This is a genomic window from Marinobacter sp. 3-2 (genome assembly GCF_003751355.1).
In the GTDB taxonomy this organism is placed as follows: domain Bacteria; phylum Pseudomonadota; class Gammaproteobacteria; order Pseudomonadales; family Oleiphilaceae; genus Marinobacter; species Marinobacter adhaerens.
Window position 1 is genome coordinate 796,477 of sequence record NZ_RJUQ01000013.1, and the last position, 25,913, is coordinate 822,389.

The 25,913-nt window shown below is 57.9% G+C and carries 20 protein-coding genes; 11 read left to right on the forward strand and 9 right to left on the reverse strand.

Annotated features, from left to right (window positions below; genetic code table 11):
• Positions 1-35: 35 nt before the first annotated feature.
• From cysK to EDB94_RS10980, 3 genes are all read right to left on the reverse strand, one after another.
• Complete coding sequence (cysK, locus tag EDB94_RS10970; protein WP_108018375.1) at positions 36-1,007, reverse strand: cysteine synthase A; 972 nt, start codon at positions 1,005-1,007, stop codon at positions 36-38.
• A gap of 43 nt (positions 1,008-1,050) precedes the next feature.
• Entirely contained in the window at positions 1,051-3,966 is a 2,916-nt protein-coding gene (locus EDB94_RS10975) for a transporter substrate-binding domain-containing protein (RefSeq protein ID WP_260312564.1), read from the reverse strand.
• 75 nt (positions 3,967-4,041) lie between these two features.
• Complete coding sequence (locus EDB94_RS10980; protein ID WP_008175765.1) at positions 4,042-4,485, reverse strand: methylglyoxal synthase; 444 nt, start codon at positions 4,483-4,485, stop codon at positions 4,042-4,044.
• A gap of 83 nt (positions 4,486-4,568) precedes the next feature.
• Between EDB94_RS10980 and EDB94_RS10985 the strand changes: the two genes are divergently transcribed.
• Positions 4,569-5,360: an ATP-binding protein gene (locus tag EDB94_RS10985; RefSeq protein WP_092034293.1), complete on the forward strand. Its 792-nt coding sequence runs from the start codon at positions 4,569-4,571 to the stop codon at positions 5,358-5,360.
• On the opposite strand, the gene EDB94_RS10990 is transcribed toward EDB94_RS10985, so the two are convergent.
• Genes EDB94_RS10990 through pdsR form a run of 3 tightly spaced genes read right to left on the reverse strand, consistent with a single transcriptional unit; the run spans position 5,361 to position 9,422 of the window.
• Positions 5,361-6,668, reverse strand: a complete 1,308-nt coding sequence (locus EDB94_RS10990; protein ID WP_008175769.1) for a DUF3422 family protein — start codon at positions 6,666-6,668, stop codon at positions 5,361-5,363.
• 18 nt (positions 6,669-6,686) lie between these two features.
• Complete coding sequence (locus EDB94_RS10995) at positions 6,687-8,717, reverse strand: ATP-binding protein (RefSeq protein WP_108018376.1); 2,031 nt, start codon at positions 8,715-8,717, stop codon at positions 6,687-6,689.
• A 3-nt stretch (positions 8,718-8,720) separates the two neighbouring features.
• Positions 8,721-9,422 carry a proteobacterial dedicated sortase system response regulator gene (gene pdsR / locus EDB94_RS11000; RefSeq protein WP_014578623.1) on the reverse strand — a complete coding sequence of 234 codons (702 nt, stop codon included), beginning with the start codon at positions 9,420-9,422 and terminating at the stop codon, positions 8,721-8,723.
• Positions 9,423-9,615: 193 nt separating this feature from the next.
• Between pdsR and EDB94_RS11005 the strand changes: the two genes are divergently transcribed.
• The 5 genes from EDB94_RS11005 to EDB94_RS11025 all read left to right on the forward strand — a co-directional run bounded on the left by EDB94_RS11005 (position 9,616) and on the right by EDB94_RS11025 (position 13,806).
• On the forward strand, positions 9,616-11,730 hold the full coding sequence (locus EDB94_RS11005) for a marine proteobacterial sortase target protein (protein WP_108018377.1): 2,115 nt from the start codon (positions 9,616-9,618) through the stop codon (positions 11,728-11,730).
• Positions 11,727-12,317: a class GN sortase gene (locus EDB94_RS11010; protein WP_053113239.1), complete on the forward strand. Its 591-nt coding sequence runs from the start codon at positions 11,727-11,729 to the stop codon at positions 12,315-12,317. The genes EDB94_RS11005 and EDB94_RS11010 overlap by 4 nt, the downstream gene beginning before the upstream one ends.
• Before the next feature lie 48 nt (positions 12,318-12,365).
• Positions 12,366-13,064, forward strand: a complete 699-nt coding sequence (locus tag EDB94_RS11015; RefSeq protein ID WP_108018378.1) for a 1-acyl-sn-glycerol-3-phosphate acyltransferase — start codon at positions 12,366-12,368, stop codon at positions 13,062-13,064.
• Between the two features lie 95 nt (positions 13,065-13,159).
• A complete protein-coding gene (locus EDB94_RS11020) occupies positions 13,160-13,402 on the forward strand; it encodes a GlsB/YeaQ/YmgE family stress response membrane protein (RefSeq protein WP_008175780.1) in 243 nt (80 codons plus the stop codon).
• A gap of 2 nt (positions 13,403-13,404) precedes the next feature.
• On the forward strand, positions 13,405-13,806 hold the full coding sequence (locus EDB94_RS11025; protein WP_041645712.1) for an MAPEG family protein: 402 nt from the start codon (positions 13,405-13,407) through the stop codon (positions 13,804-13,806).
• A gap of 65 nt (positions 13,807-13,871) precedes the next feature.
• Here EDB94_RS11025 and EDB94_RS11030 read toward each other — a convergent pair whose 3' ends face one another.
• Together EDB94_RS11030 and EDB94_RS11035 are read right to left on the reverse strand one after the other, a co-directional pair.
• Entirely contained in the window at positions 13,872-14,525 is a 654-nt protein-coding gene (locus tag EDB94_RS11030) for a DUF2202 domain-containing protein (RefSeq protein WP_062785841.1), read from the reverse strand.
• Between the two features lie 308 nt (positions 14,526-14,833).
• Positions 14,834-15,274, reverse strand: coding sequence for an OmpA family protein (locus EDB94_RS11035; protein WP_108018379.1), 441 nt, complete (start codon positions 15,272-15,274; stop codon positions 14,834-14,836).
• Between the two features lie 322 nt (positions 15,275-15,596).
• On the opposite strand from EDB94_RS11035, the gene EDB94_RS11040 reads away from it, so the two are divergent.
• A complete protein-coding gene (locus EDB94_RS11040) occupies positions 15,597-17,045 on the forward strand; it encodes a rhomboid family intramembrane serine protease (RefSeq protein WP_108018380.1) in 1,449 nt (482 codons plus the stop codon).
• A 121-nt stretch (positions 17,046-17,166) separates the two neighbouring features.
• Here EDB94_RS11040 and EDB94_RS11045 read toward each other — a convergent pair whose 3' ends face one another.
• The gene (locus EDB94_RS11045) at positions 17,167-18,621 is read right to left on the reverse strand and encodes a hypothetical protein (RefSeq protein WP_108018381.1); all 1,455 of its coding nucleotides are present in this window, start codon (positions 18,619-18,621) and stop codon (positions 17,167-17,169) included.
• Between the two features lie 144 nt (positions 18,622-18,765).
• On the opposite strand from EDB94_RS11045, the gene EDB94_RS11050 reads away from it, so the two are divergent.
• From EDB94_RS11050 to acnA, 4 genes are all read left to right on the forward strand, one after another.
• Positions 18,766-20,589: an ABC transporter ATP-binding protein gene (locus EDB94_RS11050; protein WP_108018382.1), complete on the forward strand. Its 1,824-nt coding sequence runs from the start codon at positions 18,766-18,768 to the stop codon at positions 20,587-20,589.
• 169 nt (positions 20,590-20,758) lie between these two features.
• Positions 20,759-21,346, forward strand: a complete 588-nt coding sequence (locus EDB94_RS11055) for an SCO family protein (RefSeq protein WP_260312565.1) — start codon at positions 20,759-20,761, stop codon at positions 21,344-21,346.
• Positions 21,343-22,863, forward strand: a complete 1,521-nt coding sequence (locus tag EDB94_RS11060) for a methyl-accepting chemotaxis protein (protein ID WP_108018383.1) — start codon at positions 21,343-21,345, stop codon at positions 22,861-22,863. The genes EDB94_RS11055 and EDB94_RS11060 overlap by 4 nt, the downstream gene beginning before the upstream one ends.
• Positions 22,864-23,123: 260 nt before the next feature.
• On the forward strand, positions 23,124-25,883 hold the full coding sequence (gene acnA, locus EDB94_RS11065; RefSeq protein WP_108018384.1) for an aconitate hydratase AcnA: 2,760 nt from the start codon (positions 23,124-23,126) through the stop codon (positions 25,881-25,883).
• The last annotated feature ends 30 nt before the right edge of the window (positions 25,884-25,913 follow it).

Here is a 25,913-nt window from a genome sequence, read left to right on the forward strand (position 1 = left end):
GTGCGGGGCGCAGCACGAGGCTGCGCCTTTCTCTTTTACTGAACGTTTTCCTGCTCGCCAAACTGGCCGGCGAATAACGCGGTGGAAAGATAACGCTCGGCGGTATCCGGCAGCACCACCACAATGTTCTTGCCCTGGTACTCCGGCTGCTTGCTGATGCGTACCGCAGCCGCCACCGCTGCGCCGCAGGAAATACCACAGAGAATGCCCTCCTCCTTCATCAGCCGATGGGCCATGTCCATGGCCTCTTCGTTGGTGACCGTCTCCACCTGGTCAACCATTTCCAGATCCAGATTCTTGGGCACGAAGCCCGCACCGATGCCCTGAATCTTGTGGGGCGCCGGCTTGATGTCTTCGCCGTTCATCATCTGGGTGATCACCGGTGAGTCGGTAGGCTCGACGGCAATGGTGGCAATCTGTTTGCCCTTGGTGCCTTTGATGTAGCGGGAAACGCCGGTCAGCGTGCCACCGGTGCCCACGCCCGCCACGAAGATATCGATTTCACCATCAGTGTCTTCCCAGATTTCCGGGCCGGTGGTGTCCTCGTGGATTCGGGGGTTGGCCGGGTTCTGGAACTGCTGGGGCAGGAAATAGTTATCCGGGTCTGACGAGAAGATCTCTTCGGCCTTGGCGATGGCACCCGGCATGCCTTTGGCAGGTTCGGTCAGCACCAGTTCGGCTCCCAGTGCCTTCAAGACTTTGCGACGCTCAAGGCTCATGGAGGCGGGCATGGTCAGGATCAGTTTGTAGCCCCGGGCGGCTGCCACGTAGGCCAGGGCGATACCGGTATTGCCGCTGGTGGGTTCCACAATGGTCATGCCCGCCTTCAGGGTGCCGCGCTTCTCGGCGTCCCAGATCATGGCAGAGCCGATCCGGCATTTAACGGAATAGGCCGGGTTTCGGCCCTCAATCTTGGCCCAGATCGTGGCGCCGTCGTTCACGCGGTTCAGTCTGACCAGTGGGGTGTTGCCGATGGACAGGGAATTGTCCTCGTAGATGCGAGCCATGGCGTTCTCCTTGTTACTTTGTTTTTATTCAGTCTAGCACCACTCAGGAACCCACTGAACGCGCTTCCAGCCGGTTGCGACCGTTCTGCTTGGCCTGGTAGAGCGCCTGGTCTGCCTGTCTGAGAAACTCTGCTGGCGAGTCGTCGGGGCCCGGTATGCCAGTGGCAAGGCCAATGCTGATGGTGAGGTGAACGTCGTGTTCTCCGCACACCGAGCAGCTTTTTTCGACGTGTTTGCGGAAGGATTCCAGTCGGTTACGAATTTCGCTGTTGTCCTCATAGCTGGCGAAAATAACGAACTCTTCGCCACCGAAGCGCGAGAGCCGGTCGGTTTCCCGCCGGAAATGTTTGCGCATAAGCTCTGCCAGTGTTTGCAGGCAGATGTCGCCCGCTTCATGGCCGTAATTGTCGTTGATCCTTTTGAAGTGGTCGGCGTCGACCATGGCCACTGCAAAGCCAGAATTGTGGCGCTGGCACCACTGGAAGCTCTTCCGGAATTCCTGGTCAAAGTAGCTTCGGTTGCCCAACTTTGTCAGGTCGTCGGTAACGCTGAGTTTCGCGAGCGTCTCGTTGGCCTCGGTCAGATCATGGTTGAGGCGATTCAGCTTTCTATTCCAGTAAACCAGTAGGAAAGCGATCACAATGGCGGCGATCGACAGTTGCCAGATCAGGGTGTAATCCACAGGCTCTTTGAGGCGGATGTTGCGCCATTGCCTTTCGAGGTCTTTGCGTTCCTGGGTGGTAAGACTGGATACCAGTTTCTGCATGATGCCCAGAACAACAGGCTCGTCTTTCCTGACTGCAATAGACAGCGACCAGTCTGCTGGAATCCGCCCGATGACCTTCAAATCAGCGAGGCCGAGTTCCTGCATATAGTAACTGGCGGTTGCCAGAGTGGTGATGTAACCATCCAGTTCGTTGTTCTGCAGTTGCCTCAGGCCAGCTTGTTCATTGGGAACTTCGACCAGGTTCAAGGAGGGATAGCGGCTTTGGAGCAGCTCTGCGAACGCATAGTCCTCGACAACGCCAATTTTTTGGCCACGAAGATCGCCCACGCGCTCTATAAATGGAGCTTCGATCCTGCCCAGCACAACGGTAGGCACTTCAAGATAGGGTTCAGTAAAGTTGAGGAACTCCAACCGCTCCGGCGTTTGCATCGCCATGGTAAAAATCTGACATTTACCCTGTTTGATCGAGGCAATGGATTCGGTCCAGCTGTCCGTGGCAACCAGCTCGAAGTCCACTGGCGATCGTTTGGAGAAGAGTCGCGCAACCTCTGCGGATAATCCGGCATGCCTGCCTTCCTCGTCCAGGCCTTCCAACGGGAACCAGTCCGGATCAATACAGTAGCTGAGTTGATTGTTATGCGTCCCGAGCCAGGCGAGCTCAACGGCGTTCAGAGAAACCTCGCCAGTTTCCTGAACTTCCATATCAACACTGGCGCCCAACCATCGGCTCTCGATGGTGTGCATTTCTTCCGGCGTGATTGCTGCCAATGCATCGTCAAGGATGTCCGCGAGCGGCGCGAGCCCCGGCCTCACACCGAACCGCAGATCTTCTCCCGTCTGTTCGTCCAGAACCAGCTCGCCGGCGATCCGGACACCCGGGATGCCCAACTCTCGAATCCAGAAGTTGCCATTGGGCAGGGCGGCCAGAACAACATCCACCTCGTCTCGGGATAGCGCCTGGAACATGGCCTCCTGGGTCGTGAATATTCGGGCATTTTCGCCCAGGGCCTCTCTGACAGGCTCTTCGTAGTAAATACCGGAACCCAGGGCAACACGCTGATCTTTGAGATCAGCCAGAGTCTCGGTTCTCAGGGTTGGGTCCCGGGTAAAAGCGACATTCGGGATGGTGTGATAGGGCTTGGTAAAACGAGTGAAAGCCTCCCGTTCCGGTCTGAAAGACATGTTGGCCAGGACGTCGATCTCGCCATCCCGGAATAATGGCAACAGTTCTACCCATTGCCCCTCAACTGGTATCACCTGTAATCCCGTCAGGTCCGATATCCGATTGAGGATATCGACGCTCAAGCCGTGAATTCGTGTGCCGCTTTCGAAACTGTAGGGTGCGTAATCCCGCATCAGGCCAACGCGAACCGGGCCCGTTTCAGCAATGAACCGGCGCTGTTCTGGCGACAGGGAGAAACTGGTTCCGCCTACGAGACTGTTACCTCCAAGATCCTGCCAACGCTTGAGCAGTTCGCTGATTCGCTCTTTCGGAATCTGTTCCAGCCCGAAGGCGATCTTCTGGTACAGGTCTTCATTGGTTTTCAGCACGCCAATGCGAAAATCCTCGGTCGCCAGTTCCCCGAGTGGCGCAGCGCCGGCAATTTCGAGAAAACCGAATCCGGCCTGGTTCGCATAGTATTGAAGTATGAGCCTGGGGCCCACAATCACATCCACCCAGCCGAACGCGAGGGCCCGAATGAGGCTGTGAACGGAATCATAGCTTGTGAGGGAGACACCTTCTGCCTGGAGGGCGTCGCGATAGTACACGTCGCGCACAATGCCTACCCGAAGTCCCTTGAGATCTGAGAGAGTATTGATGTCTCCCAGTGGCCTCTGGGTGTTTTGCATCAGATAGGTCTGGCGTAGGTGGTAGGGCTTGGTGAACAGGATGTTTCCTGCCCGCTCGTCACTGAACGAGATGCCGTCAATGACATCCAGATCACCCCGAACAAATGCATCGTAGATCTCCGGCCAACTGCCAGCGCGAAATCGGAAGTTCAGATCGGCATTTCGGGCGACCTCGCGAAGCACATCAACAGAAAAACCGGAGGCGCCGGGACCATCGTCGAACGAGAAGGGTTTGTTGTCGCCCACGATGCCGACAGTCACGGTGTCGTCGGCCTGTTCGGACATCGCCAGTGGGGATGCGAGCAAAAGGCAAAGGGCCCAGAGGACTGTCGCGGCCACGCTCCGGTATCGAGTTTCTTTGTGAGTATCGGAAGTCTTCATCGGCGAGCCGGCGATCCTTTACAGCTTCACAGCTTCGACTTAAGTGTAGCCTTAACCGACTCGATTGAACATTACTCAGGTGCTCACTGGGCGGCCGGTGTAATCGGAGAAATCCGGCTTTTTCGGATGATGCTGGTCGTCTGTCATGTACGCCGAGGTAAGAATGAATTCGGCAGTTGCGCGGTTGCAGGCCACGGGAATGTTCCATAGCGCGGCAATGCGCAGCAGTGCCTTGATGTCCGGGTCATGGGGTTGAGGTTCCAGGGGGTCCCAGAAGAACACCAACAGGTCGATTTCGCCCTCGGCGATCTTGGCGCCAATTTGCTGGTCGCCGCCCAGTGGACCGCTTAGCAGGCAATGGATATCGTCCCGCTCCAGGTTATCCCGGAGCAGCCGGCCGGTGGTGCCGGTGGCGTAGAGTTTCAGCGGAGCGAATCGGGTGCGGTTCTCGGCAACCCAGTCCACCAGTTCTTTTTTCTTGTTGTCGTGTGCCACCAAAGCGACGGATTTTACGGCCATTTGGGGTAAAGTCTCCTGTTATCAAGGTTTTTACGGTGCCAGTGTTTCACAGGCTGGCCCGGTTCGGAATAGGAAAGAGGTTTATGTCCGCGACAACATCGTTTGACTGGCAATCCACACCGGCGGCTGTCTGGCGTCGGCATCGCTCGGGGCTGCGCGCCATCCGCCGGCTCGATCCGGTGCAATGGCAGGATCTGAAGGGCATCGACCGACAGCAGCAGGCTCTGGCCCGAAATACCGAGCGGTTTCTGGCCGGTGAACCCTCCAACAACGCGTTGCTCTGGGGCTCACGCGGCACCGGCAAGTCGTCGCTGATCAAGGCGCTGTTGAACCGCTACCAGGAGCGTGGGCTGCGGATGATCGAGGTGGACAAGGATGATCTGGTCAACCTACCGGAAATCGTTGACGACATCTGCGAGTTGCCGTTCCGGTTTGTGATCTTCTGCGACGACCTATCGTTTGACGTTGGTGAGTCCAGCTACAAGGCCCTGAAAAGTGTGCTGGAAGGTTCCCTGGAACTGCCCCCGGAGAATGTGAGGGTGTATGCCACCTCCAACCGCCGTCATCTGATGCCGGAGTTCATGTCTGATAACCTCAAGAGCGAAATGCGCGACGGTGAGCTGCACCCGGCCGAAGCCATCGAAGAGCAGGTGTCCCTGGCGGACCGGTTCGGTCTTCAGCTTTCGTTTTATGCGTTTTCGCAGGCTGTGTACCTGCAGGCGGTGGACGCGCTGTTCCCCGATTTTGATGATCGGGAAGGCCTGCATCGGGAGGCGATCCGATTCGCCACTGCCAAGGGCGTACGCAATGGGCGCACGGCCCAGCAGTTTTACCGGCAGTTTGCCGGCGAGCAGGATCTCGGCAGGCTGAAGTAGCTACTGCCGTTTTGCCATCTTGATGAAGTGATGGTGGACCACCCGAACGCCGAGAAACACCAGGGTCATCACCACCGGAATGGCGATGCCCAGAACCAGGGTCTTGTTGAAGACGACACCGGCTTCGTAAACCGAATCCAGCCCGAATTTGAGCAGGCCGATCAGGTAATAGGTGATGGCCACCACCGAGAAGCCTTCCACCGTATGCTGCATCATCAACTGGATCTTGGAGCGCCGGTCCATGGAACTTAGCAGTTGCTGGTTCTGGCTCTGGATTGCCAGCTCCACCCGCGTGCGCATCATGTCCGAGGCCCGGTCGACCCGTCGGGAAAGGTCTTCCAGCCGTTCGCTCACCGCTTCGCAGGTTTTCACTGCCGGAGTCAGCCGGCGGGTCATGAATTCGGTCAGGGTCAGGTGGCCGGAGAGTTCGTCTTCCCGTAGTTCCTCCAGGCGGGTCAGTACCAGCCGGTGATAGGCGCGGGTGGCAGAGAAACGGAACGTGGAGTGGGCCCGGAAGGCCTCGATACGGGCCGCAATGTTGGTCAGTTGGGCCAGCAGTTTTTCTTCGTCGACATCCTCATTTTCCGCCAGTGACCGGGTGATCACGGCCAGTTTTTCATCCATATCGTTCAGCGACGGTGTGATTTCCCGGGCAACGGGGAGTGCTAGCAGTGACATCAGGCGGTAGGTTTCAATTTCCATCAGGCGCTGGGTCAGACGGCCCAGCTGGCTGTCCGACATGTGGTGGTTCATCACCATGAACCGGCCAAAGCCGTCACTGTGTAGCCGAAAGGTGCCCCATACCCTGGCGGCACCCTCCTGGGGACTGCTCCCGACCAGTCGCATGCCTTCGAAGTGCTTGCGTACATAGTCCAGGTCGCCTTCGGTTCCGTCAGCGGCGGGCCGTACTTCCAGGTGGAATGCCGCAATCACTGTACCGGTCAGCTGTTCCAGCCACCCCTCGGGCAACGGTGTAATGCCGGTCTCGCTAAAGGGTGTTTCCTCACCCGCAGCCAGGTTGATAAAGGTGTAGGACGCGAATTCCATGTGCATCTCGCGACGCACCCGCAGGGCACCGAAGGTATGTTCAAAGCAGCCCACCTCGTTCTCCGGTACCGGATGCCCCATCAGCCGATGGAGTTCCTGCAGGTGCCGGAATTGTTCCTGCCGTTGCTCAGGTGTTGTCAGAACCGCCATCTGGGTAACCCGCGCCGGTGTCGGTAGCACCTGGAACGGCCTTGAGTGCAGCTCGTTGTAGAGATCGTTCCGAAGCGGGTGAATGTCGAGGGATTCCAGGCGTGCGCTCACGGCGGGGTGGTCCTGTGGTCAAGAGTGGATAGCTGGGATCATAACCCGGAAGGACACACCGTCAATGCCACCTTGGGCGCGGTTCCGGGCTTCCACATGGGCACCATGGTAGTCGGCAATCAGGTTGACAATGAGTAGCCCCTGTCCCAGGTGGCCCTGTTCCTGGCCGTCCCGCATTGAAACGAAGGGGCTGAAGATGTCTGTTGTTGTGTCTTCGGGCAGCGTTGAACCCTCGTTGAAGACCGACAGACACAGCCCTTCCGAAGTTGTTTTCAGGCCCACCTGAATCAGGCCATCCTGTGGTGTGAAATCCCGGGCGTTATCGACCAGCTTGTCGAGCAGTTGCACCATCAGTTCTGGCGAACCCGTGATCTTGCAGCCTGTCTGCGGCCCCGAGTAGCGGATCTGATGGCTGCTGTCGAGGGCCTGATACGCAGCGGTTGCTTCTGCGGCCACCTCCGCCAGATCGAACTGTTCTTTATCCGCATGGTCCAGGCTCTGTTCCAGGCGCGCCGCTTCGCTCATGCCATGGAGTATCTGCCGGAGGCGTTCGGTGGCGGAAGCGGCCCTTTCGATGTATTGCCTGCGCTCTTCCTCCGAATCGCTGTGGTTGAGGTTTTCCAGCGAGGAACGAACCACGGCGACAGGTGTTTTAAGCTCGTGGGAGAGTCGCCGGGAGAAGCTTTCCAGGTACCGGTTGTACCCGTGGAGACGATCCACCATCAGGCTGAAGTGTCGCTGCAACTGGCCCAGTTCGTCCTTGCTTCGGGCATCCGGCACTCTGCCCGTGATCCGGCCGTCTTCATCAATACTGGCGCTGACAGCACGCTGCAGCCGGGTAATCCGCCAGGACAACCAGCTGGCATAGCCAAGCAGAACCAGGGTGAGAGCGACAATGATGAGGGTGCTGCGGGCAATGACCGAGCCGAGGGCAGAGCCGGAGAGGGTAAGAAGCTGATCCAGCGACTTCTCCAGAATCAGCGTGCGGCCACCGAAAACCTCCCGGGTGGTCAGCAGCCAGACGCTGTCATCTTCATGACGGACCAGGCTCGTTTCCGGTAGCGCCTCAACGTCCACACGGTTGGTGTCGGTTTCGATTGAGGTGGGTTCTGGCTGGTAAAGGCGCACCAGGCCCCTGAGTGCATTGAGACTGATCTTTTCGATCACCTGCACCGGGCTGAGACTATCGAACTCTGGCGCTGTGACGGCTGAGTCAGCCTGTTGTCTCGCGATGACCCATCCGGCCGGTTCAACCAGTCGGGCCTGCTGGCCGGGGTTAAGTTGTGGTTCCAGCTGTCGCTCCAGGGCGAGATTTCGACTGACCAGCACCGGCAATGGATCAACCGACGTGGAGACGCCGGTTACCTGATCACTGCCCCATAAGGCCGCAAAACCCAGGCGGCTGCGGTCGACAGGCATGGGCAGTTTCAGTTCCAGCTGCCAGCCATCACCGGCGCCCTGCAAAAAGCCGGAGAGGCGATAGTCAGGCTGGCCGCCTTTCTCTTCAAGGCCATAGAGCTGGCCGGGAGCCGGTGTGCGCAGTAACCAGGACTGCCGGCCGGATTCCTGGGCCAGGTTGCCGCCTGAGGGCTCTAGCCAGAGCCTCAGCCGGTCATGGGCCTGTTCCGGGCTGCCGGGATTAAAGAACACGGGTTGCCTATGGCTAACGCGAATTAGCAGGTACAGGTTCCGTCTATCGGTAGCGGCCTGCCATTGCAGAGCCGTTTCCCCGGCTTTGCCGCTGGTGACCCTTTGCCAGTTTCTGGTCTGGTTTGCCTCGTCATATCCTGGCCAATCGTCAGCGTAACCATCCAGGTTCAGGTTGCCGGCAAAAGGTTCCACGTAGATGGCGGGCTCACCGGGCCGGACCACCGGCGTACCGATGATCTGATCGCCGGCAGTCGCGGCCAGTCTTTCGGCCTGGGCCTGGAGTTGCTGCCGGGCCTGTTGGCGGAGGGCATCGTCCAGCTCCAGAACAAACTGAAGGCCCGCCCAGGGGATCAGCAGCATCAGAAGGCTGGCAACAAACAGCTGGCGCTTGAGATTCAATACTCAGACCTCACGGGCGTTCCACCGGTAGCCCATGCCGTAGGCGGTCTGTATGCCGTCAAAGGTTGCGTCAATCTGCTGGAACTTGCGGCGGATACGCTTGATGTGGGAGGTGACCGTATTGTCATCCAGCACCGTGCTTGCGGCTTCCATCAATTGTTCCCGGCTGCGGACATGGCCGGGGTGCTGAACCAGCGAGTGTAGCATCCAGAATTCAGTGACGGTCAGGTCGATGGGCGTTTCATCCCAGGCCACTGTCATGCGATCCACATTGAGGGAGAGTTTGCCCCGCTCAAGCACCTCGTCCGGTTTCTGCAGGGCTTCGGCCCAGGCGTCGGCCCGCCTGAGCAGGGCGGTAACCCGGGCCAGCAGGTGGTCCAGGCTCATGTCCTTGGTGACGTAATCGTCGGCGCCGAGGCGCAAACCGTGGACGGAATCGATGTCGCTGTCTCGGGCGGTCAGGAAGATAATCGGCAGGGTCTGGGACAGTGATCTCAGGTCCTGACACAGGGCAAAACCGCCTTCCGGTTCATCGCCCAGCCCGACGTCGATAATGGCCAGGTCGGGTAACGACTGACGCAGCACCTGCCAGGCGGAAGCCCGGTCGCCGTGTGCGCTCACACGATAGCCACGGCGCTCAAACGCAGCGCGATAGTTGTCGCGGATGGCGGGTTCGTCTTCGATCAGTACAACGTGTTTCTTCATGGTGGCGGCTGCTTCCCCTTGCCGGTGTGTGCCTATTTAACCACGGCAGGTGTTGATAACAAGTTTGAAGGGCGTTGTTGCCACAATTCATCATTTTTCGAGGGCGGTTTGTCGCAATCTGCCATGGGAGTTCCTTTCCGGATTGCTGAAATGGCGGTGTTTCGCACAGTCATGCAGTCACAAGGATTCCCTCATGATTATTTCCAGTTCCCTTCTAAGGCTTTATTCACGTCCCTTCGTTAACAGCGGCCAGCGAATCCGGTTAAAGCGCTGCCTGGAGGGCATCAGCCTTTGGCTCGCCGTGATGTTGATGCTGTTTGTCCACCCACTCTATGCCGAGGCGAATGAGACCGACAACGTTGGCCAGTTTCATTTCGTTGACGGCCAGGGTCAGTGGCAGGAGCCGGCCCTGGTTCTGGAGAGCGATTTCGATGTGCGCATCAGCGGTTTGATTGCCGACTCCCGGCTGCTGAGGCGTTTTCGAAACACCAGCGACCGGTGGCGGGAGGGCGTGTTTGTGTTCCCGCTGCCGGAAAAGGCCAGTGTGTATGGACTGACCATGAAAGTGGGCGAGCGGACGATCGAAGGCAAGGTGCAGCCGAAGGAGACGGCGCGCCGGACCTATGAGAAAGCAAAACAGGCCGGGCAGCACGCGGCGAATGTCGAGCAGCAGCGGCCGAATCTGTTTACCGCACGGGTGGCCAACATTCCCCCGGGGGAGACGGTATCGGTGGAGCTGAAGTATCAACAACCGGTGCAGTATCAGGCCGGCGTGTTCGAACTCACTGTGCCAACCACGCTGACGCCCCGTTACATGCCGGGAAAGGCGCTCAGTGCAGCGCCGGATCAGTGGCAGGGTGGTTGGGCAGTGCCGACGACCGAAGTGCCGGACGCCGGTGCCATCAGTCCCTTTACGGTCAATCCGGGTGATGTGGCGGACGATAGCCATCGGGCGGTGATCAATCTGGTGATTGATTCCGGGCTCCCCCTTGAGAGCGTCTCCAGCCCGTCGCACCGACTTGCGACCAGTCAGGACGGCCAGACGTTCACAGTTCGTCCCGATGGGGGCGAAATCCTTATGGACCGGGACTTTGTGGTGCGCTGGCGCCCGGTTGCCGGGCTGGAGCCCTCGGCAGCGGTGTTCCATCAGTCCTGGGAAGGAGAGGACTACCTCATGGCCATGCTGGTGCCCGGAGAAAGCGGCGCCATGGCGTTGCCCCGGGATCTGGTGTTCGTGATCGACACCTCCGGTTCCATGGCGGGCGAATCGATCCGCCAGGCCCGAGATGCTCTTCAGGCCGGTCTGGACACACTGACACCGAGGGACCGGTTCAATGTCATCCAGTTCAACAGCCAGACGCATTCCCTGTTCATGCAGCCTGAAGTGGCCACCGGTAACAACCTTGCCCGGGCGCGCCAGTATGTGGATCGCCTTCGTGCCGACGGTGGCACCGAGATGGCTCCGGCCCTTTCCAGAGCCCTGGAAGGCGGAGGCGAGACTGAAGACGGCGCACGGGTGCGCCAGGTCATTTTCATCACCGATGGCGCGGTGGGAAATGAAGCTGCGCTGTTCCGGCAGATCCGCCAGCAGCTTGGAAACCAGAGGCTGTTTACGGTGGCTATTGGCTCTGCGCCGAACCGGCACTTCATGCGCGAAGCCGCCCGCTGGGGGCGGGGTACCTACACGGCGATTCACTCGCCTTCCGATGTGGATGGACCTCTGCAGGCCCTGTTCTCAGCCATGGAGTCACCGGTTCTGACCGATATCGGGGTCAACTGGCCCGGCCAGAAAGCCGGTCAGGAGTCGTTTCCGAGACGCCCGGGCGATTTGTTCCAGGGCGAGCCGCTGATTCATGTGGTCCGTGGCGTCCCGGCCATGGGGCAGCTGGAGGTGTCGGGGCGCCTGCCGGGTGGCAGGGACTGGACCAGAACGCTCGATCTGCAGCAGGCCGCTCCCGCAACGGGGCTGCATCGGCATTGGGCGAGGGAGAAAATCGACAGTTTGGAGGATGAGGCTAAGGTCACAGGCCGGGAGCCGGATGAGGCCGGCCTGACCGAGCTGGCGGTTCAGCACGGCCTGATGTCTGCCTACACCAGTTTTGTGGCCGTGGATTCCACACCCGCCCGAAGTTCAGAGGCGCCCATGGAATCGGATAATTTGCCCACTCTTCTACCGGCGGGCAGCCAGGCGGGCATGCTGCGCTATCCACAGACGGCAACATCGGCGCCGTTGCTCATCGCGCTCGGTTTGGTGGGGTTGATGTTTTCACTGGCGATTGTGCTGCTGCAGAGGAGGGCGTTCTCATGACCCGGCTTCTGCTTCTGTTATTGACCAGCTCTGCTACCTTGTTGGTATTCGGGTTATGGATTCCGCTCAAGGCGGTTATCGCCCAGGAATTACTGGCGATCGCCTGGGCTGAAAGCCAGGCCCGGCAGACGGAATCGCGCCCCTGGCCGTGGGCGGACACCTGGCCGGTAGCCCGGCTGGCTATTCCGGAACTGAACGACTCGATGATTGTTCTGGCCGATACCCATGGTGAGAGCCTGGCCTTTGGGCCGGGCCGATTAACCGGAGGCGCAGATGTTGGGGGAGCCGTGATCATTGCCGGGCATAGGGATACACATTTCCGGAGCCTGAAAGCACTGGAGACCGGCAATGAGGTGCGTCTGCAGGGCAGGGATGGCCGTTGGCAGAGTTACCTGGTGGAGGGTGCCCGGGTGGTGGACAGCCGTTCAGAGCTGATCGATACCCAGCGTCTGCCAGAGGGGACGCTTCTGCTGGTGACCTGTTACCCGTTCGACAGTGTCGACGCCGGTGGGCCACTGCGATACGTCGTCAGAGCCTCGGCGAAGGGTAAACAAAGGGAACAAATTGACACTGTTGCCGGAATATAAAGTTGGCGTACACTTGTGCGCCAAAATTTCGCTGCAGAGTTTGGTTGCATGGGTATTATCAGAAAACTGCTGGCGTGGCTGAGCGTACCGATCATTTGCCTGTTCGCGCTCGTGTTCTACGTGGCGAGGCCGTTCAATCCGGATAACAACCGTATCCTGGCGCGAGTCGTCGCTCGTTTCGGGCGGGCGGTTCTGGGTATGGAGCGTCCTCTTGAAGGCTGGGACAACATGCCGCAGGACCGGCCTACCGTCGTCATTGCCAATCACCAGCACAATGACGATCTGTTTGTTGTGGGCGACTTGTTGCCGCCGCGCACCGTCACGGTTGGTAAATCGTCACTGGTCTGGGTGCCTTTCTTTGGCCAGGTCTTCTGGCTGGGCGGTAACGTTATCCTTAATCGCGGACGCTCCCACAAGGCCATTGCGGTCATGAAGGCCACAAGCAGCGCCATCGCACGGGATCGAAAGAGCCTCTGGGTGTTCCCCGAAGGCACTCGCAGCAGAGGCCGGGGACTGCAGAAATTCAAGAAAGGCGCGTTTCACGCAGCGGTAGCATCGGGCGCGCCCATCACCATGGTCTGTGTTCAGGAGTACGCCGATGAGGCCGTCGGCTGGACCGGCCGGCGTGAGTCAGTGGCCATTCGGGTTTTACCGCCCATCGAAACCGAGGGTCTCACGGCTGATGATATTCCGGAGCTGATCGAGCGTTGCCATAAAAAAATGTCGGAGACGATTGCCACATTGTAATCGCCTCGTCTGGAAGTGCTTGAAGCACTTCGGTAAACAGGGCAGTCTTGCGGGACTGATCGTTTCGTTCAACGACCCTCAGGGAGAGGCAAGAGATGAATCTGATTCTGTTTTTGATTATAGGCGGTGTGGCCGGTTGGCTGGCTGGTTTGATCATGAAGGGCCGTGGTTTTGGCATTCTGGCCAACATCGGTATTGGTATTGTCGGCTCGTTTCTCGGCGGTTTTGTGTTCCGTCTTCTGGGTCTGGCGGCCCAGGGTGCTGTTGGTGAGCTGGTCACCGCAACGGTAGGCGCTGTGTTGCTTCTCGCTATTGTTAGTGCAATCAAGAAGGCCTGAGCATGATCGTACCCGTAACCGGAGTGTTTGCCGCAGTTATCGGCATTCTTTTGCTGGTGTTGTCGGCGCAGGTCGTCAAATTTCGTCTGAAGTACAAAAAGGGCCTGGGCGTCACCGATGATCGGGATTTCGAGGCCGCGGTCCGGGCCCACGCCAACCTGGTGGAGTATGCGCCACTCGGTCTGCTCATGCTGGCGATCGCTGAGCTCAACGGCGTTTCCAGTACTCTGATTTACTGGACAGGTATGGCGCTGGTGGTTGGCCGCATTCTTCATGCCTTCGGCATGATCAACGGTCGCGGTGGCACCCATTGGGCCCGTATGATCGGCATTCTGCTGACCTGGCTGGCGATTCTGGTGACAGCCTTATTGCTGTTGTGGAACGTCTGGCAGGTTTATGGCTAGACCAGAAAAGAACGGGCGGCCAATGGCCGCCCGTTCTGCTTTCAGCAACCCGGTTTTATAACCGGTCAGTCTTCAACCTGGCTCTCATCCTCCAGGATAAGCTCTACTTCTTCCGCATCCAGTACCTGAGGCTCATAGGTCAGTCCCTGTGCCTCGATCACGCTTACAAAGGCTTTCAGGTGGCTTTTTGAGCCATCCAGCAGGTTGGAATAGGCAAGAATGATGGCGCGCTCATCGGTTTGATTAATCGCAGCCAGAATATCTCTCATATCCTTCTCTTCGATCAGGCCCCCTACGAACAGGCCATCAACAAACGAGTTTTTTCCCTTGGCAACCAATTCGTCATACAGGGCCTGAAGTTCCTGATTGGTGAATACGCCGATCGTGTCATTCACTACCGGGTCTTCAACATCAAACTTTTTCAACAGGTAGTCTACGGTGCTGGTATGGGATTCTTCGGACAGCGCGATTCTTGCGAATACCTGCGTTCTGTCGCCCCAGTACTGGTCCATTGTGAGATAAACGTCTCGGGCCAGCTTTTCCTCTTCGCGCATGAACTGCAGATCGCTCACCTCAATGGTGGTCAGATCTTCCGAATCGGCAGTTTCTGCCGATCGACCCCCGCCGTCGCTGTTGCGCGGACCGCCTGCAGCGAATGTGGCGCTGGCAAGGAACATCGAACCAATGAGTGCGGCAGTGGTGAAGGTTTTTGCGTTCATAGTGACCTCTCTAGTCAGGTAACAGTTAAACCCTGGATACATGACTAAGACGAGGAATTCGGGCAAAAGGTTCGTTAAATAAATGTAAGTTTGCTTTCTAGTTTGTAAATAAAGTCTTGTTTTTATTGAATAATAATTTTCAGTTTTAATGAAATTGATCCGTTTATCGCTTCAGAAATCGGAATAATTAAGATTTCATAAAAGCCGCAGACAGCGGTTGCAGGGTGTTCCATCACGCCTGTGCAGGGTGCATCCAGCCCCCGCTATGCGGTAAGTCCGGGGGCGGCCTATGGGGTTGGCGTTGCCGCTCAGAGTGCCTGGGCGACATCCATGTCCATGTATTCCAGTTCTACTCGGCGGTTGGCAGCCCTGTCTTCCGGCGTTGCCAGAGGGCGCGCTGAGCCCCAGTGCCGCATTAGAATCCGGGATTCATCCACGCCTTCCTGAATGAGACTTCGAGCCACTGCATTGGCCCGCAATCGTGACAGAAACTGGTTGTAATCCTCCGAACCGAAGTTGTCGGAATGGCCATGAATCCGCACGCTCACGGAAGGATGCTCCTTCAGGTAGGCGGCGTGCTGTTGCAGGAAGGCAATGTCATCCTTGTCCAGTGAGTGCTTGTTGAAGCCGTAATGGAACTTCATGCGGTGCGGGCGTTTGGTCCCGGCATCGTAAGTGGCAGCGGTGAAGCCTGCGGCCATCGCAGCATTGGCGATCAGGCCCGGGTTATCCAATACAAGTACGGTCATCTGAAAATCCTTGGTTCGGTATCCGGTTTTTCTTGTTATTCCTGTTCACTATTGGCCGGAGCAGGAATAACGGCAATTGGCGAAAAGTCGATACATGTCCCGGCACAGTCCGTCGCTGGAAATGATTTAATGTCATTTGTGTGACGCGCCAATGACAGTCTCACCGGTAGTCCGGGCTTTTCCGACTCTGTGGGGTGTGCCACATTTCCGGGATTGACCCATAGCGACCTTTGCGCTGGATTCCATTTGAGCGCGAAAAGAAGGCGTGGCTGTGGTAAAAAGCAGACTTTCAGGGACAGATTATGATGAATTGTGACCGCCCATGCTGATTATCCCCGCCGAGAACGCCATCAACTGGAAACGCCCGCCCTGGGTCACCCTGGGCCTGATCATGGCCTGCCTGCTGGTTTTCCTGTTTTATCAGGGGGACGACAGCCGGAAACTCGAGCAGGCCGTTGAACAGTACCTGGCCGCCGACCTACATGAGCTGGAGGCGCCGGCCTACGAGGATTACCTGCAACGGCAAATCCAGTTCCAGGGTGAAGAAGGCCGGGTATACGAACTACAGCAGTTTCAGCAACTCCGGGAAGAGAACGAAACCTTCTGGCTGGCCATCAATCTGATGATGGACCGGGAGTTCTACCAGTATCTGCTGCAGAACCGTGATGTGATCTGGGCGCCGACAGAAAGGGCCCGTTGGCAGGAGCAGCGTACTGCGATAGAGCAGCAGTACATCCAGAAGCTGAGTGCCAACCAGTTGGGACTGGTTCCTGCCGATCTGTCACTGTATACCCTGATCACCTACCAGTTTCTGCACGGCGGCTGGGGCCACATCATCGGTAACCTGATCTTCCTGTTCCTACTGGGATTCACCGTTGAGAAAGCCCTGGGGCCGGGTCGGTACCTGATTGCCTATCTGGTTTGCGGTGCCTTGTCTGGCCTGATGTTTACCGCGGTTTCGGCGGGTAGCTATGTACCCCTGGTGGGTGCCTCTGGCTCGATCTCCGGCCTGATGGGCATGTACGTAGCCATCTATGGCCTGCAGAAGATCCGTTTCTTCTACTTTCTCGGCGTTTACTTCAACTATTTTCGTGCTCCGGCTATTGCTCTTTTACCGGTATGGGTGGGCAAGGAAATCTACGATTACTGGTATGCCGGTGCCACCGGTATCGCCTACATGGCCCACGCTGGCGGTCTGATCGCAGGTGCCGGTCTGGTCTGGCTGCTTGGCAAAAGCTGGCTGCAGGTGCGAGAGGAATTTTTCGAACCCGAAGAGGAAGAGCAGGATGCCCGGTTTACCACCGGTTACGCCCAGGCCATGGCCAGCCTCGGCCGAATGGAGTTCGATTTGGCCCGGCGGCAATTCGAGGCTCTTCGTGAGCACTATCCGGAACGCCATATTCTGCTGGAACACCTTTACCAGTTGGCCAAACTCCGCCCGGACTTGCCCGAATATCGTGATCGCGCCAAAGAGCTGATGAACGATGCCCTCAGCCGGCGCCAGCCAGAGCAGATGATTGCGATCTGGCAGGAATACCTGGGTAAAGGGGAAAGCTATCAGCCTCTAGCGGCAGAAGACCATAACCGGGTCCTGTTCACCAGTCTCAAGCAACATGACCTCAAGGCTGCCGAGAAAGCTTTCGAGCGGCTCAAAAGCACGGGCGATGACATGCTGACCACCGAGGCCTGTCGGTTGCTTGTGGAAGAGTTTGAAAAGCGCCAGATGGCGCCCAAAGCACGCCATTATCGCCAATTATTGCAGGCCAATTGACACAGTTCGGGGCAGGGTATGGGGGCGGCTTCCCAAAACTGTGCGGAGCCAGGGATGGCGGAGCCAAGCGTACACGGATGTATTTACAGCGTGTTTTGGGAAGCCGCCCCCATACGCTGCCTTACTCCTGAACCGAAAAAGACGCCTTGGGACCCTTCAATGGCTCTTTATTCTGCGCCTGCTCCAGATAAACCGTAATCTGCTCATGCAGCGGATGATTCACACATTTTTTCTGGATAAACGTCAGGAAGGCCGTTGCCTTTTCCCACTGGGACAAGCCGTTGGCCAGGGTCTGGGCCACCAGCAGATAGGCTGGGGCCAGCTGTTCGCTGTCCGGGAAGCGTTTGTGGAAATCCTGAAGCACTCGCAAGGCCGGTTTGAACTGGCCCCGGTGGTACAGGGCCCGGGCGCAGCGCACTGAAAGGTCCGGATCCTCCAGTTTGAAGCCGGGTTCTGCTTTCTGGATCGTATTCAGCACACCGGCGATGCCTTCGCCGTCGTTGCGGTCGGCCAGCCAGCCCAGAATGCGTGGATGGTAGCGGTAGAGTTCGTCGGTGTCCTGGCGGGCGGTGAGTAGCTGGTACAGCTGGCCGATTCTAAGGGCGTTATCACGGTCCCGCTTCAAAGCTTCCTTCAACATACTCTGAACCCGATCGTAGTTGCCGTCTTTCAGGTTCATATCGATATCGGCATCAAAGCGGGCGCTGCGGTCGCGCTGGTGGGTGTCTTGCCCGGCGGTGTCATCCTGGATATCCGAGGCAAAACCCAGCTCTTCCTGGTATTGGAACAGCAGGTAGCCAAGCATGTGGAACAGGATCAGGGTGAAGGTACTGTTCAGGAAGCCGGCGAGGGGTTGGGCAACCCAGAACGGAAAATGATTCACCGCAAAGTCCTGGGCCGCGCCCGAGGCGAGGGTCAGCAGGATCAGGTAGCCGTATAGCAGGAAATAGGGGGTGCCGATTCGGGAGATCAGCACCGCCAGATTCATCGGATTCACCGCCGCGCCCACCGAGCGCTCCATGGCAAGCACCATGATGCTGGCCGGCAATGCCAGGATGACAAACGCCAGCGCCAGCAGCATCAGGATGGGGCCGCCGAGCATGGCAGCCGCGCCAACCAGCCCGCCCATCAGCACGAAGACCAGCAACTGCAGGATGACAATATCAAACCCGCTGCCGGTGAAGGCGACGGACACGGCGGGCGGTTTCAGGTGGCCTTCAGCGGTGTGGTTGATCACCGCATAGGTGTACTTGAAGAGCGCAAGCGCCAGCACCAGCCAGATAAGGATGCCAATCAGGTTGGCGGGGGCGACTACCGGCACCAGGGTACAGATGGCGATCACGATCAGCGGATCGGTATGGAACGGGTAGCGGAAGAACGCGCCGAGTCGTTGCCAGAAAGGAACCACTTCGGTGGCGGCGCCCAGGTATCGCATGGCCTTGCTGCATTGCGGACACAGGGCCCGACGCTGTCGGGTATCGGCGTCGGGCATGCAGCGGCTGCAGTAGTGAATCTGGCACTCCCCACAGTGCCATTTGGCAGGGTCGCCGGGGTGATAGTGGCAATCGTGTTTCACAGGTGCTTGTGTCCTGGTCCATCAGAAAATCGTTGGCTCATGATGACAGATGTCGGTTTTGATCGCAGCAAACCAGTTAACAGGTAGACTATTGTCAGTTCCCGGGCGTATCCAACCGGGCACATCTGATTCTCCGGAGGTTGCTTGGAACACCCGCAAAACAGCGTAACCGGTATCGATACTCGCGAAACCCGGCAGCAGTACACCTGGCGGGATATCTTTGGGCTTGCGCTCAAGCACAAGCCAAGACTGGTGCGTGCCAATCTGCTGGCTATCATGGCCACCGTGATGAGTGTGCCGGTGCCACTGCTGCTGCCGGTTCTGGTGGATGAAGTGCTGCTGGACGAGCCTGGCCCGGTGTTACCGGTAATGGATTCCTTCCTGCCGGGGAGCTGGGAAACACCGGTGGTCTATATCGGCCTGATGGTTGTGGTGGCATTTCTGCTTCGTGTGGCGGCACTGTCGTTCAACGTTTTGCAGTCCCGGGAATTTTCCAAGGTTTCCAAGGATGTGGTGTTCCGCATCCGGTCCCGCCTGCTTGGGCGTTTGCAACGGGTGGCCATGTCCGAGTACGAGACTCGCGGCTCGGGCGGAATCAGCAGTCACTTTATTACCGATCTGGATACCGTAGACCAGTTTCTGGGTACCACCATCAGCCGTTTTCTGGTGGCGAGCCTGACAGTGCTGGGTACCGCTGGGGTCCTGCTCTGGGTGCACTGGGAGCTGGGCCTGCTCATTCTGCTGTTCAATCCGCTGGTCATCTTCGCCACAATTTTGATCGGCAAGCGGGTCAAGGAGCTAAAGCGGCGGGAGAACAGCGCTTACGAGGAATTCCAGGGGGATCTGACCGAAACCCTGGATGCGATTCACCAGCTGCGGGCGGCTAATCGGGAAAAGCATTACCTGCGCCAGCTGATCGACCGCGCCCGCAACGTGCGGGACCACGCGATCCAGTTCGAATGGCGCAGCGATGCAGCCAGCCGGGCCAGCTTTGCGCTGTTCCAGTTCGGCGTCGACGCGTTCCGGGCCGCCGCGATGGTAACCGTGCTGTTCAGCGACCTGAGCATCGGCATGATGTTCGCCATTTTCGGCTACCTCTGGTTCATGCTGACGCCGGTTCAGGAAATGCTCAACATGCAGTACGCCTGGTTCGCTGCCAATGCGGCGCTCGGGCGTATCAACCGGTTGCTGGATCTGAAAGAAGAACCCCGCTATCCGGCGCTGGAGAACCCGTTCCGCGACCGTCATACCGTGGGGCTTACCCTGCGCAATATCCACTTCGCTTATGGCGAGGAGCAGGTGCTCCGGGGCATCAATCTGGAGTTGGCGCCCGGCGAAAAAGTGGCCCTGGTGGGCGCCAGCGGTGGCGGCAAGTCGACTCTGATTCAGGTCATCCTCGGCATGTACACCCCGCAGCAGGGCGAGGTGTTGATTGATGGAGTGCCTGTTGAGCGCATTGGCTTGCCCTGCCTTCGTGAACATGTCGCGACCGTGCTTCAGCACCCGGCTCTGTTCAACGATACCGTTCGACAGAACCTGACCCTTGGTCGGGATAAGCCCGATGCCGCGCTCTGGGATGCCCTGCGAATCGCCCAGTTGGACGGCACGGTTGCGGCAATGCACGACCAGCTTGATACCGTTATTGGCCGACAGGGCGTGCGCCTGTCGGGCGGACAGCGTCAACGCCTGGCCATTGCCCGGATGATCCTGTCAGAGCCTTCAGTGGTGATCCTGGATGAGGCCACCTCGGCGCTGGATGCGGAAACCGAGTTTCAGCTCCATCGAGATCTTGAAGCCTTCCTCAAACAGCGCACCACGCTGATCATTGCCCATCGCCTCAGCGCCGTAAAACAGGCAGATCGTGCCTGTGTTTTCGAAGATGGCCGGATTATTGAAGAGGGTCACCACGACGAGCTCATTGCCAGGGAAGGGCTGTACGCCCAACTTTATGGCGAGCGCCAGATGTAGTCCTGTCCCTAAAGTTTACTTCTCATTACAACAAAAAAAGATCTGTCGCTTTTTGCGTCCGTAAAAGATTGCAAATGCAAGTTCTAGGGGCTAAACGTTGCGTAATGCACCTATAGCCCGGTTTCAAACTTCTCTGCAAACTTGCGCCGATCTTTCACGGACAGGAAATGTGAACAGGAAAACGACAAGTATTCTGCTTTTCGCCGCAGCTTTCCTTTTGGCACTTGCGCTCCCGGTGATGCCGTCGTTGCTCAACAACAGCGGGTTTTACGGGATGGCGATTGATGAGCCGGGGGAGAACCTGGATGGCTACCAGCCGCCGCAGAACGGGCTTTCCGTTATTTTCTTTGGTTATCGCCAGTGCGGAACTGTTTGCCCGGTTCAATTGGTCAATCTGATGGAGCTGAGCCAGCTTTTGGATGGGGCTGAGGTCGAATTCCTGTTTGTCACCCTTGACCCGGAAAACGACACGCCGGAAGAGCTTGACCAGACCATGGAGAGTCTTGGGAAGGCGTTCAGATTCTACCGGCCAGAAACTCACCGGGCCGCTCAAAAACTGGCTTCAGCGTACAACGATTTTGCCGTTAAACAGGGTAGTTCAGAGGATGATCTCATTGCTCACAGCGCACATCTGCATGTGGTGACGGGAGAGTTCCGCAGAAGGCTGGTTTACACAACACCAGATCTGAATCTCAAGCTGGTTGAACAGGATCTTCGCCGCTTACTAAAAGACAAAAATAGCGAGAGTTCCATATGACGACCGCAGTAAACAGTCAGTCTTACGAAGTTGAAATCCGGGAGCGCACCGATCGCCAGATGTTGTTGATCCTTCTGGCTCATATTCCGGTGGTCGGCTTGCTGGTGCCGATGGGCTATGGCACCACTATGTTCGCTCTGATTGCGTCTTTGCTAGTGGGAGGTCTTGCGACTGCCGGCTTCTTTACGATGCGTGGAACAAGGGCCTTGTCGTCACTGTTCGCAATCTGCCTGATGCTGTTCTCGGCCATCATGATCCAGGCGCAGTTGGGTCGTATTGAAATGCATTTCCACATTTTTGCTGCGCTTGCGCTGGTGATCATCTATCGCGACTGGCTGCCCGTGGTGGTCGGTGCTGCAACGATAGCGTTGCATCATGTTGCATTTACAGCGCTTGAACTGGCGGGTGCCACATTGGGCGAGATGCCGATCATGATCTTCAACTACGATTGCAATTGGTCCATTACCTTCCTGCATGCTGCATTCGTGGTTTTTGAGTCTGCAATTCTCGTCTTTTTTGCGATCCAAATGGGGGCAGAGCAAAGGCAGTCGTTTCAGATTATTGACATTATACGGACGTTCGATGCGGATAATGATCTTACCTCACGTCTCGATGGCGCAGACAAGTCCGTCACGGCCAGCTCCTTCAATAACATGCTCGACAGGTTTGTCGAACTCATCGCCCGGCTGAAAGAGCTTTCTGGTCAACTGCGTTCGAACGCTGATGACATGACCAGTGTCAGTGACACAACCACGCAGATTGCCAACGAGCAGCAGGTTCAGACTGATCAGGCGGCCACGGCAACCAATGAAATGTCCGCCAGTATCCAGGAAGTCGCCAGTAACGCGCAGTTGGCGTCCGATGCGGCCAGCAATGCTTCTGCTGCCGCCACCAGAGGTGGTGAGGCCATGGCTAACGCGTCGAAACTCACGGAGTCTACCGATGAAGCTCTTGAAAGCAGTGCTAATCGGGTTGATGAGCTGAGCGAAAAAATCGAATCCATTTCCTCTGTCGTCGGCTCTATCAATGCGATCTCCGAACAGACCAACCTGCTGGCCCTGAACGCCGCCATCGAGGCGGCAAGAGCCGGAGAGCATGGCCGTGGATTCTCCGTGGTGGCGGATGAGGTCAGGGCGCTTTCCCTGAGAACCCAGGAATTTACTGACCAGATTCGGGCTACCGTCGGCGAACTGAGCGACATATCAGAAGCTACCAAGGCTTCGATGGAGATGGGCCGGACCCGTTCTGCCGAGTCAACACGGGCCATGCGAGAAACTGGCGAGGCAATTCGCGAAGTTGAAGCAGCCATCGGCGAGGTTTCGCGAATGAATTACCAGATCGCATCGGCCTCGGAAGAGCAGGCAGCCACGTCGCTTCAGATCAATGAGAATATTCATTCCATCGCCAACCGGAACAACGATGTGGTATCCGAGGCGGAGCGGGTCAGAACCATGGCTTCAGACCTTGAGGCGGTCACCGAAAAACTGAATGAACTGGTGAAGCTGTATCGCATCTAAACCTTCCAGGAACTGATGTCGGAGAGTCGTCCGGCTCTCCGACGTTGGTCTGATATTCACCGCGCTGATGCCGAACATTCACCGGCCCGCGGTTGAACTCTTGTTAATTGCTGCAATAGTTAAAGGTGACTTCACGCTGTGGAGTCCTTTCATCAGGCTATTGCCCGGTATGGGATTGCTTTCCCGGTCGATGCGTTGCTGAAAGGGCTTCGAAAGAGCCTTCCGGAATACGCGGATAACGACGAAAAAGGAGGCACCACATGTCGAACGAAAGTCTCAGTAAAGACAGTCTGAATACCCTTTCCAGCCTGGATGCTGGGGGTAAAACCTTTAATTACTACAGCCTGCCCAAGGCTGCGGACACCCTCGGCGACCTGAATCGCCTGCCGTTTTCGCTCAAAGTGCTGATGGAAAACCTTCTGCGCAATGAGGATGGCACCACCGTGGACAGAAGCCACATTGATGCCATGGTGCAGTGGATGAAGGATCGTCATTCCGACACTGAAATCCAGTTCCGGCCTGCCCGTGTGTTGATGCAGGATTTCACCGGCGTGCCCGGCGTCGTCGACCTGGCTGCCATGCGTGAGGCGGTCAAGGCAGCCGGTAAGGATCCGGCGATGATCAACCCGCTGTCGCCGGTCGACCTGGTGATCGACCACTCGGTAATGGTGGACAAATTCGGCGACGCGTCCTCGTTCAAGGACAACGTAGCCATCGAAATGGAACGCAACCAGGAACGCTATGAGTTCCTGCGCTGGGGCCAGCAGGCGTTCGACAATTTCCGTGTGGTGCCGCCGGGCACGGGTATCTGTCACCAGGTGAACCTGGAATACCTCGGCAAGACCGTCTGGCAGAAGGACCAGGACGGCAAGACCATCGCCTACCCGGACACCCTCGTGGGCACAGACTCCCATACCACCATGATCAACGGCCTGGGCATTCTTGGCTGGGGCGTTGGCGGCATCGAAGCGGAAGCCGCCATGCTGGGCCAGCCGGTCTCCATGCTGATTCCGGAAGTGGTGGGCTTCAAGATCACCGGAAAGCTTCGGGAAGGCATCACCGCAACAGATCTGGTGCTTACCGTCACCGAAATGCTGCGCAAGAAAGGCGTGGTTGGCAAATTCGTGGAGTTCTACGGCGACGGCCTGAAGGACATGCCGGTGGCAGATCGGGCCACCATCGCCAACATGGCCCCGGAATACGGAGCCACCTGTGGTTTCTTCCCGGTGGACGAGCAGACCATCAAGTACATGCGCCTGACCGGCCGTGAGGAAGAACAGCTGGAGCTGGTGGAAGCCTACGCCAAGGCCCAGGGCTTGTGGCGTGAGCCCGGCCATGAGCCGGTGTACACCGACAACCTGGAACTCGACATGGGCGAAGTTGAGGCCAGCCTTGCCGGCCCCAAACGCCCGCAGGATCGTGTTGCCCTGAAGAACATGAAGTCCTCCTTTGAGCTGTTGATGGAAACTGCCGAGGGGCCTGCCGAGAACCGTGAGGCCAACCTGGAATCCGAGGGTGGCCAGACCGCGGTGGGCGTGGACGACAGCTACAAGCATCATGCCAGCCAGCCCCTTGAGATGAATGGCGAGAAAAGCCGGCTGGATCCGGGTGCGGTCGTCATTGCGGCGATCACTTCCTGCACCAACACGTCGAATCCGAGCGTTATGATGGCCGCAGGCCTGATCGCCCAGAAAGCGGTCCAGAAGGGACTGAGTACCAAGCCCTGGGTCAAGACATCGCTGGCGCCGGGTTCCAAAGTCGTCACTGACTATCTGAAAGTGGGTGGCTTCCAGGACGATCTGGACAAGCTCGGCTTCAACCTCGTCGGCTATGGCTGCACAACCTGCATCGGCAACTCCGGGCCTCTGCCGGACGCGGTAGAGAAAGCCATCAGTGATGGTGACCTGACCGTGGCCTCTGTGCTCTCCGGCAACCGGAACTTTGAAGGCCGGGTGCATCCGCTGGTGAAAACCAACTGGCTGGCATCGCCGCCTCTGGTGGTTGCCTATGCGCTGGCGGGCAACGTGCGCCTGGATCTCTCAAAAGATCCGTTGGGCAACGACAAGGATGGAAACCCGGTGTACCTGAAGGATCTCTGGCCGAGCCAGCAGGAGATCGCTGAAGCGGTGGAGAAAGTGAAGACCGATATGTTCCGTAAGGAATACGCGGAAGTCTTCGACGGCGACGCCACCTGGAAGTCCATCAAGGTGCCGGAAAGCAAGGTGTACGAGTGGTCTGATAAATCCACCTACATCCAGCATCCGCCGTTCTTCGAAGGGCTCAAGGAAGAACCGGACGCGATCGACGATATCAAGGATGCCAACATACTGGCACTGCTGGGCGATTCGGTGACTACCGACCACATCTCACCGGCCGGTTCCTTCAAGCCGGACACCCCTGCCGGTAAATACCTGCAGGAGCACGGTGTCGAGCCGAAAGACTTCAACTCCTATGGCTCTCGCCGGGGTAACCACGAAGTCATGATGCGCGGCACTTTTGCCAATGTGCGTATCAGGAACGAAATGCTAGACGGCGTGGAAGGCGGTTACACCAAATTCGTGCCCTCGGGCGAACAGATGGCGATTTACGATGCCGCCATGAAGTATCAGGAGAAAGGCACGCCGTTGGTGGTCATTGCCGGCAAGGAATACGGTACCGGCTCCAGCCGCGACTGGGCCGCCAAGGGTACCCGTCTGCTGGGTGTAAAAGCTGTGGTGGCCGAATCCTACGAGCGCATCCACCGCTCCAACCTGATCGGTATGGGCGTAATGCCACTTCAGTTCCCGGAAGGCACGGACCGCAAGAGCCTCAAGCTCACCGGTGAGGAAACCATCAGCATCGAAGGCCTGTCTGGCGAGATCAAGCCGGGACAGACCCTCAAGATGACGGTGAAGTACAAGGACGGATCCACGGAGACCTGCGAGCTGAAATCTCGCATCGACACCGCCAACGAGGCCGTCTACTTCAAGCATGGCGGCATCCTCCATTACGTGGTGCGGGAAATGTTGCGCACTGCCTGAGTGGACAGGGTGAAATGGCATAGCGGGCGG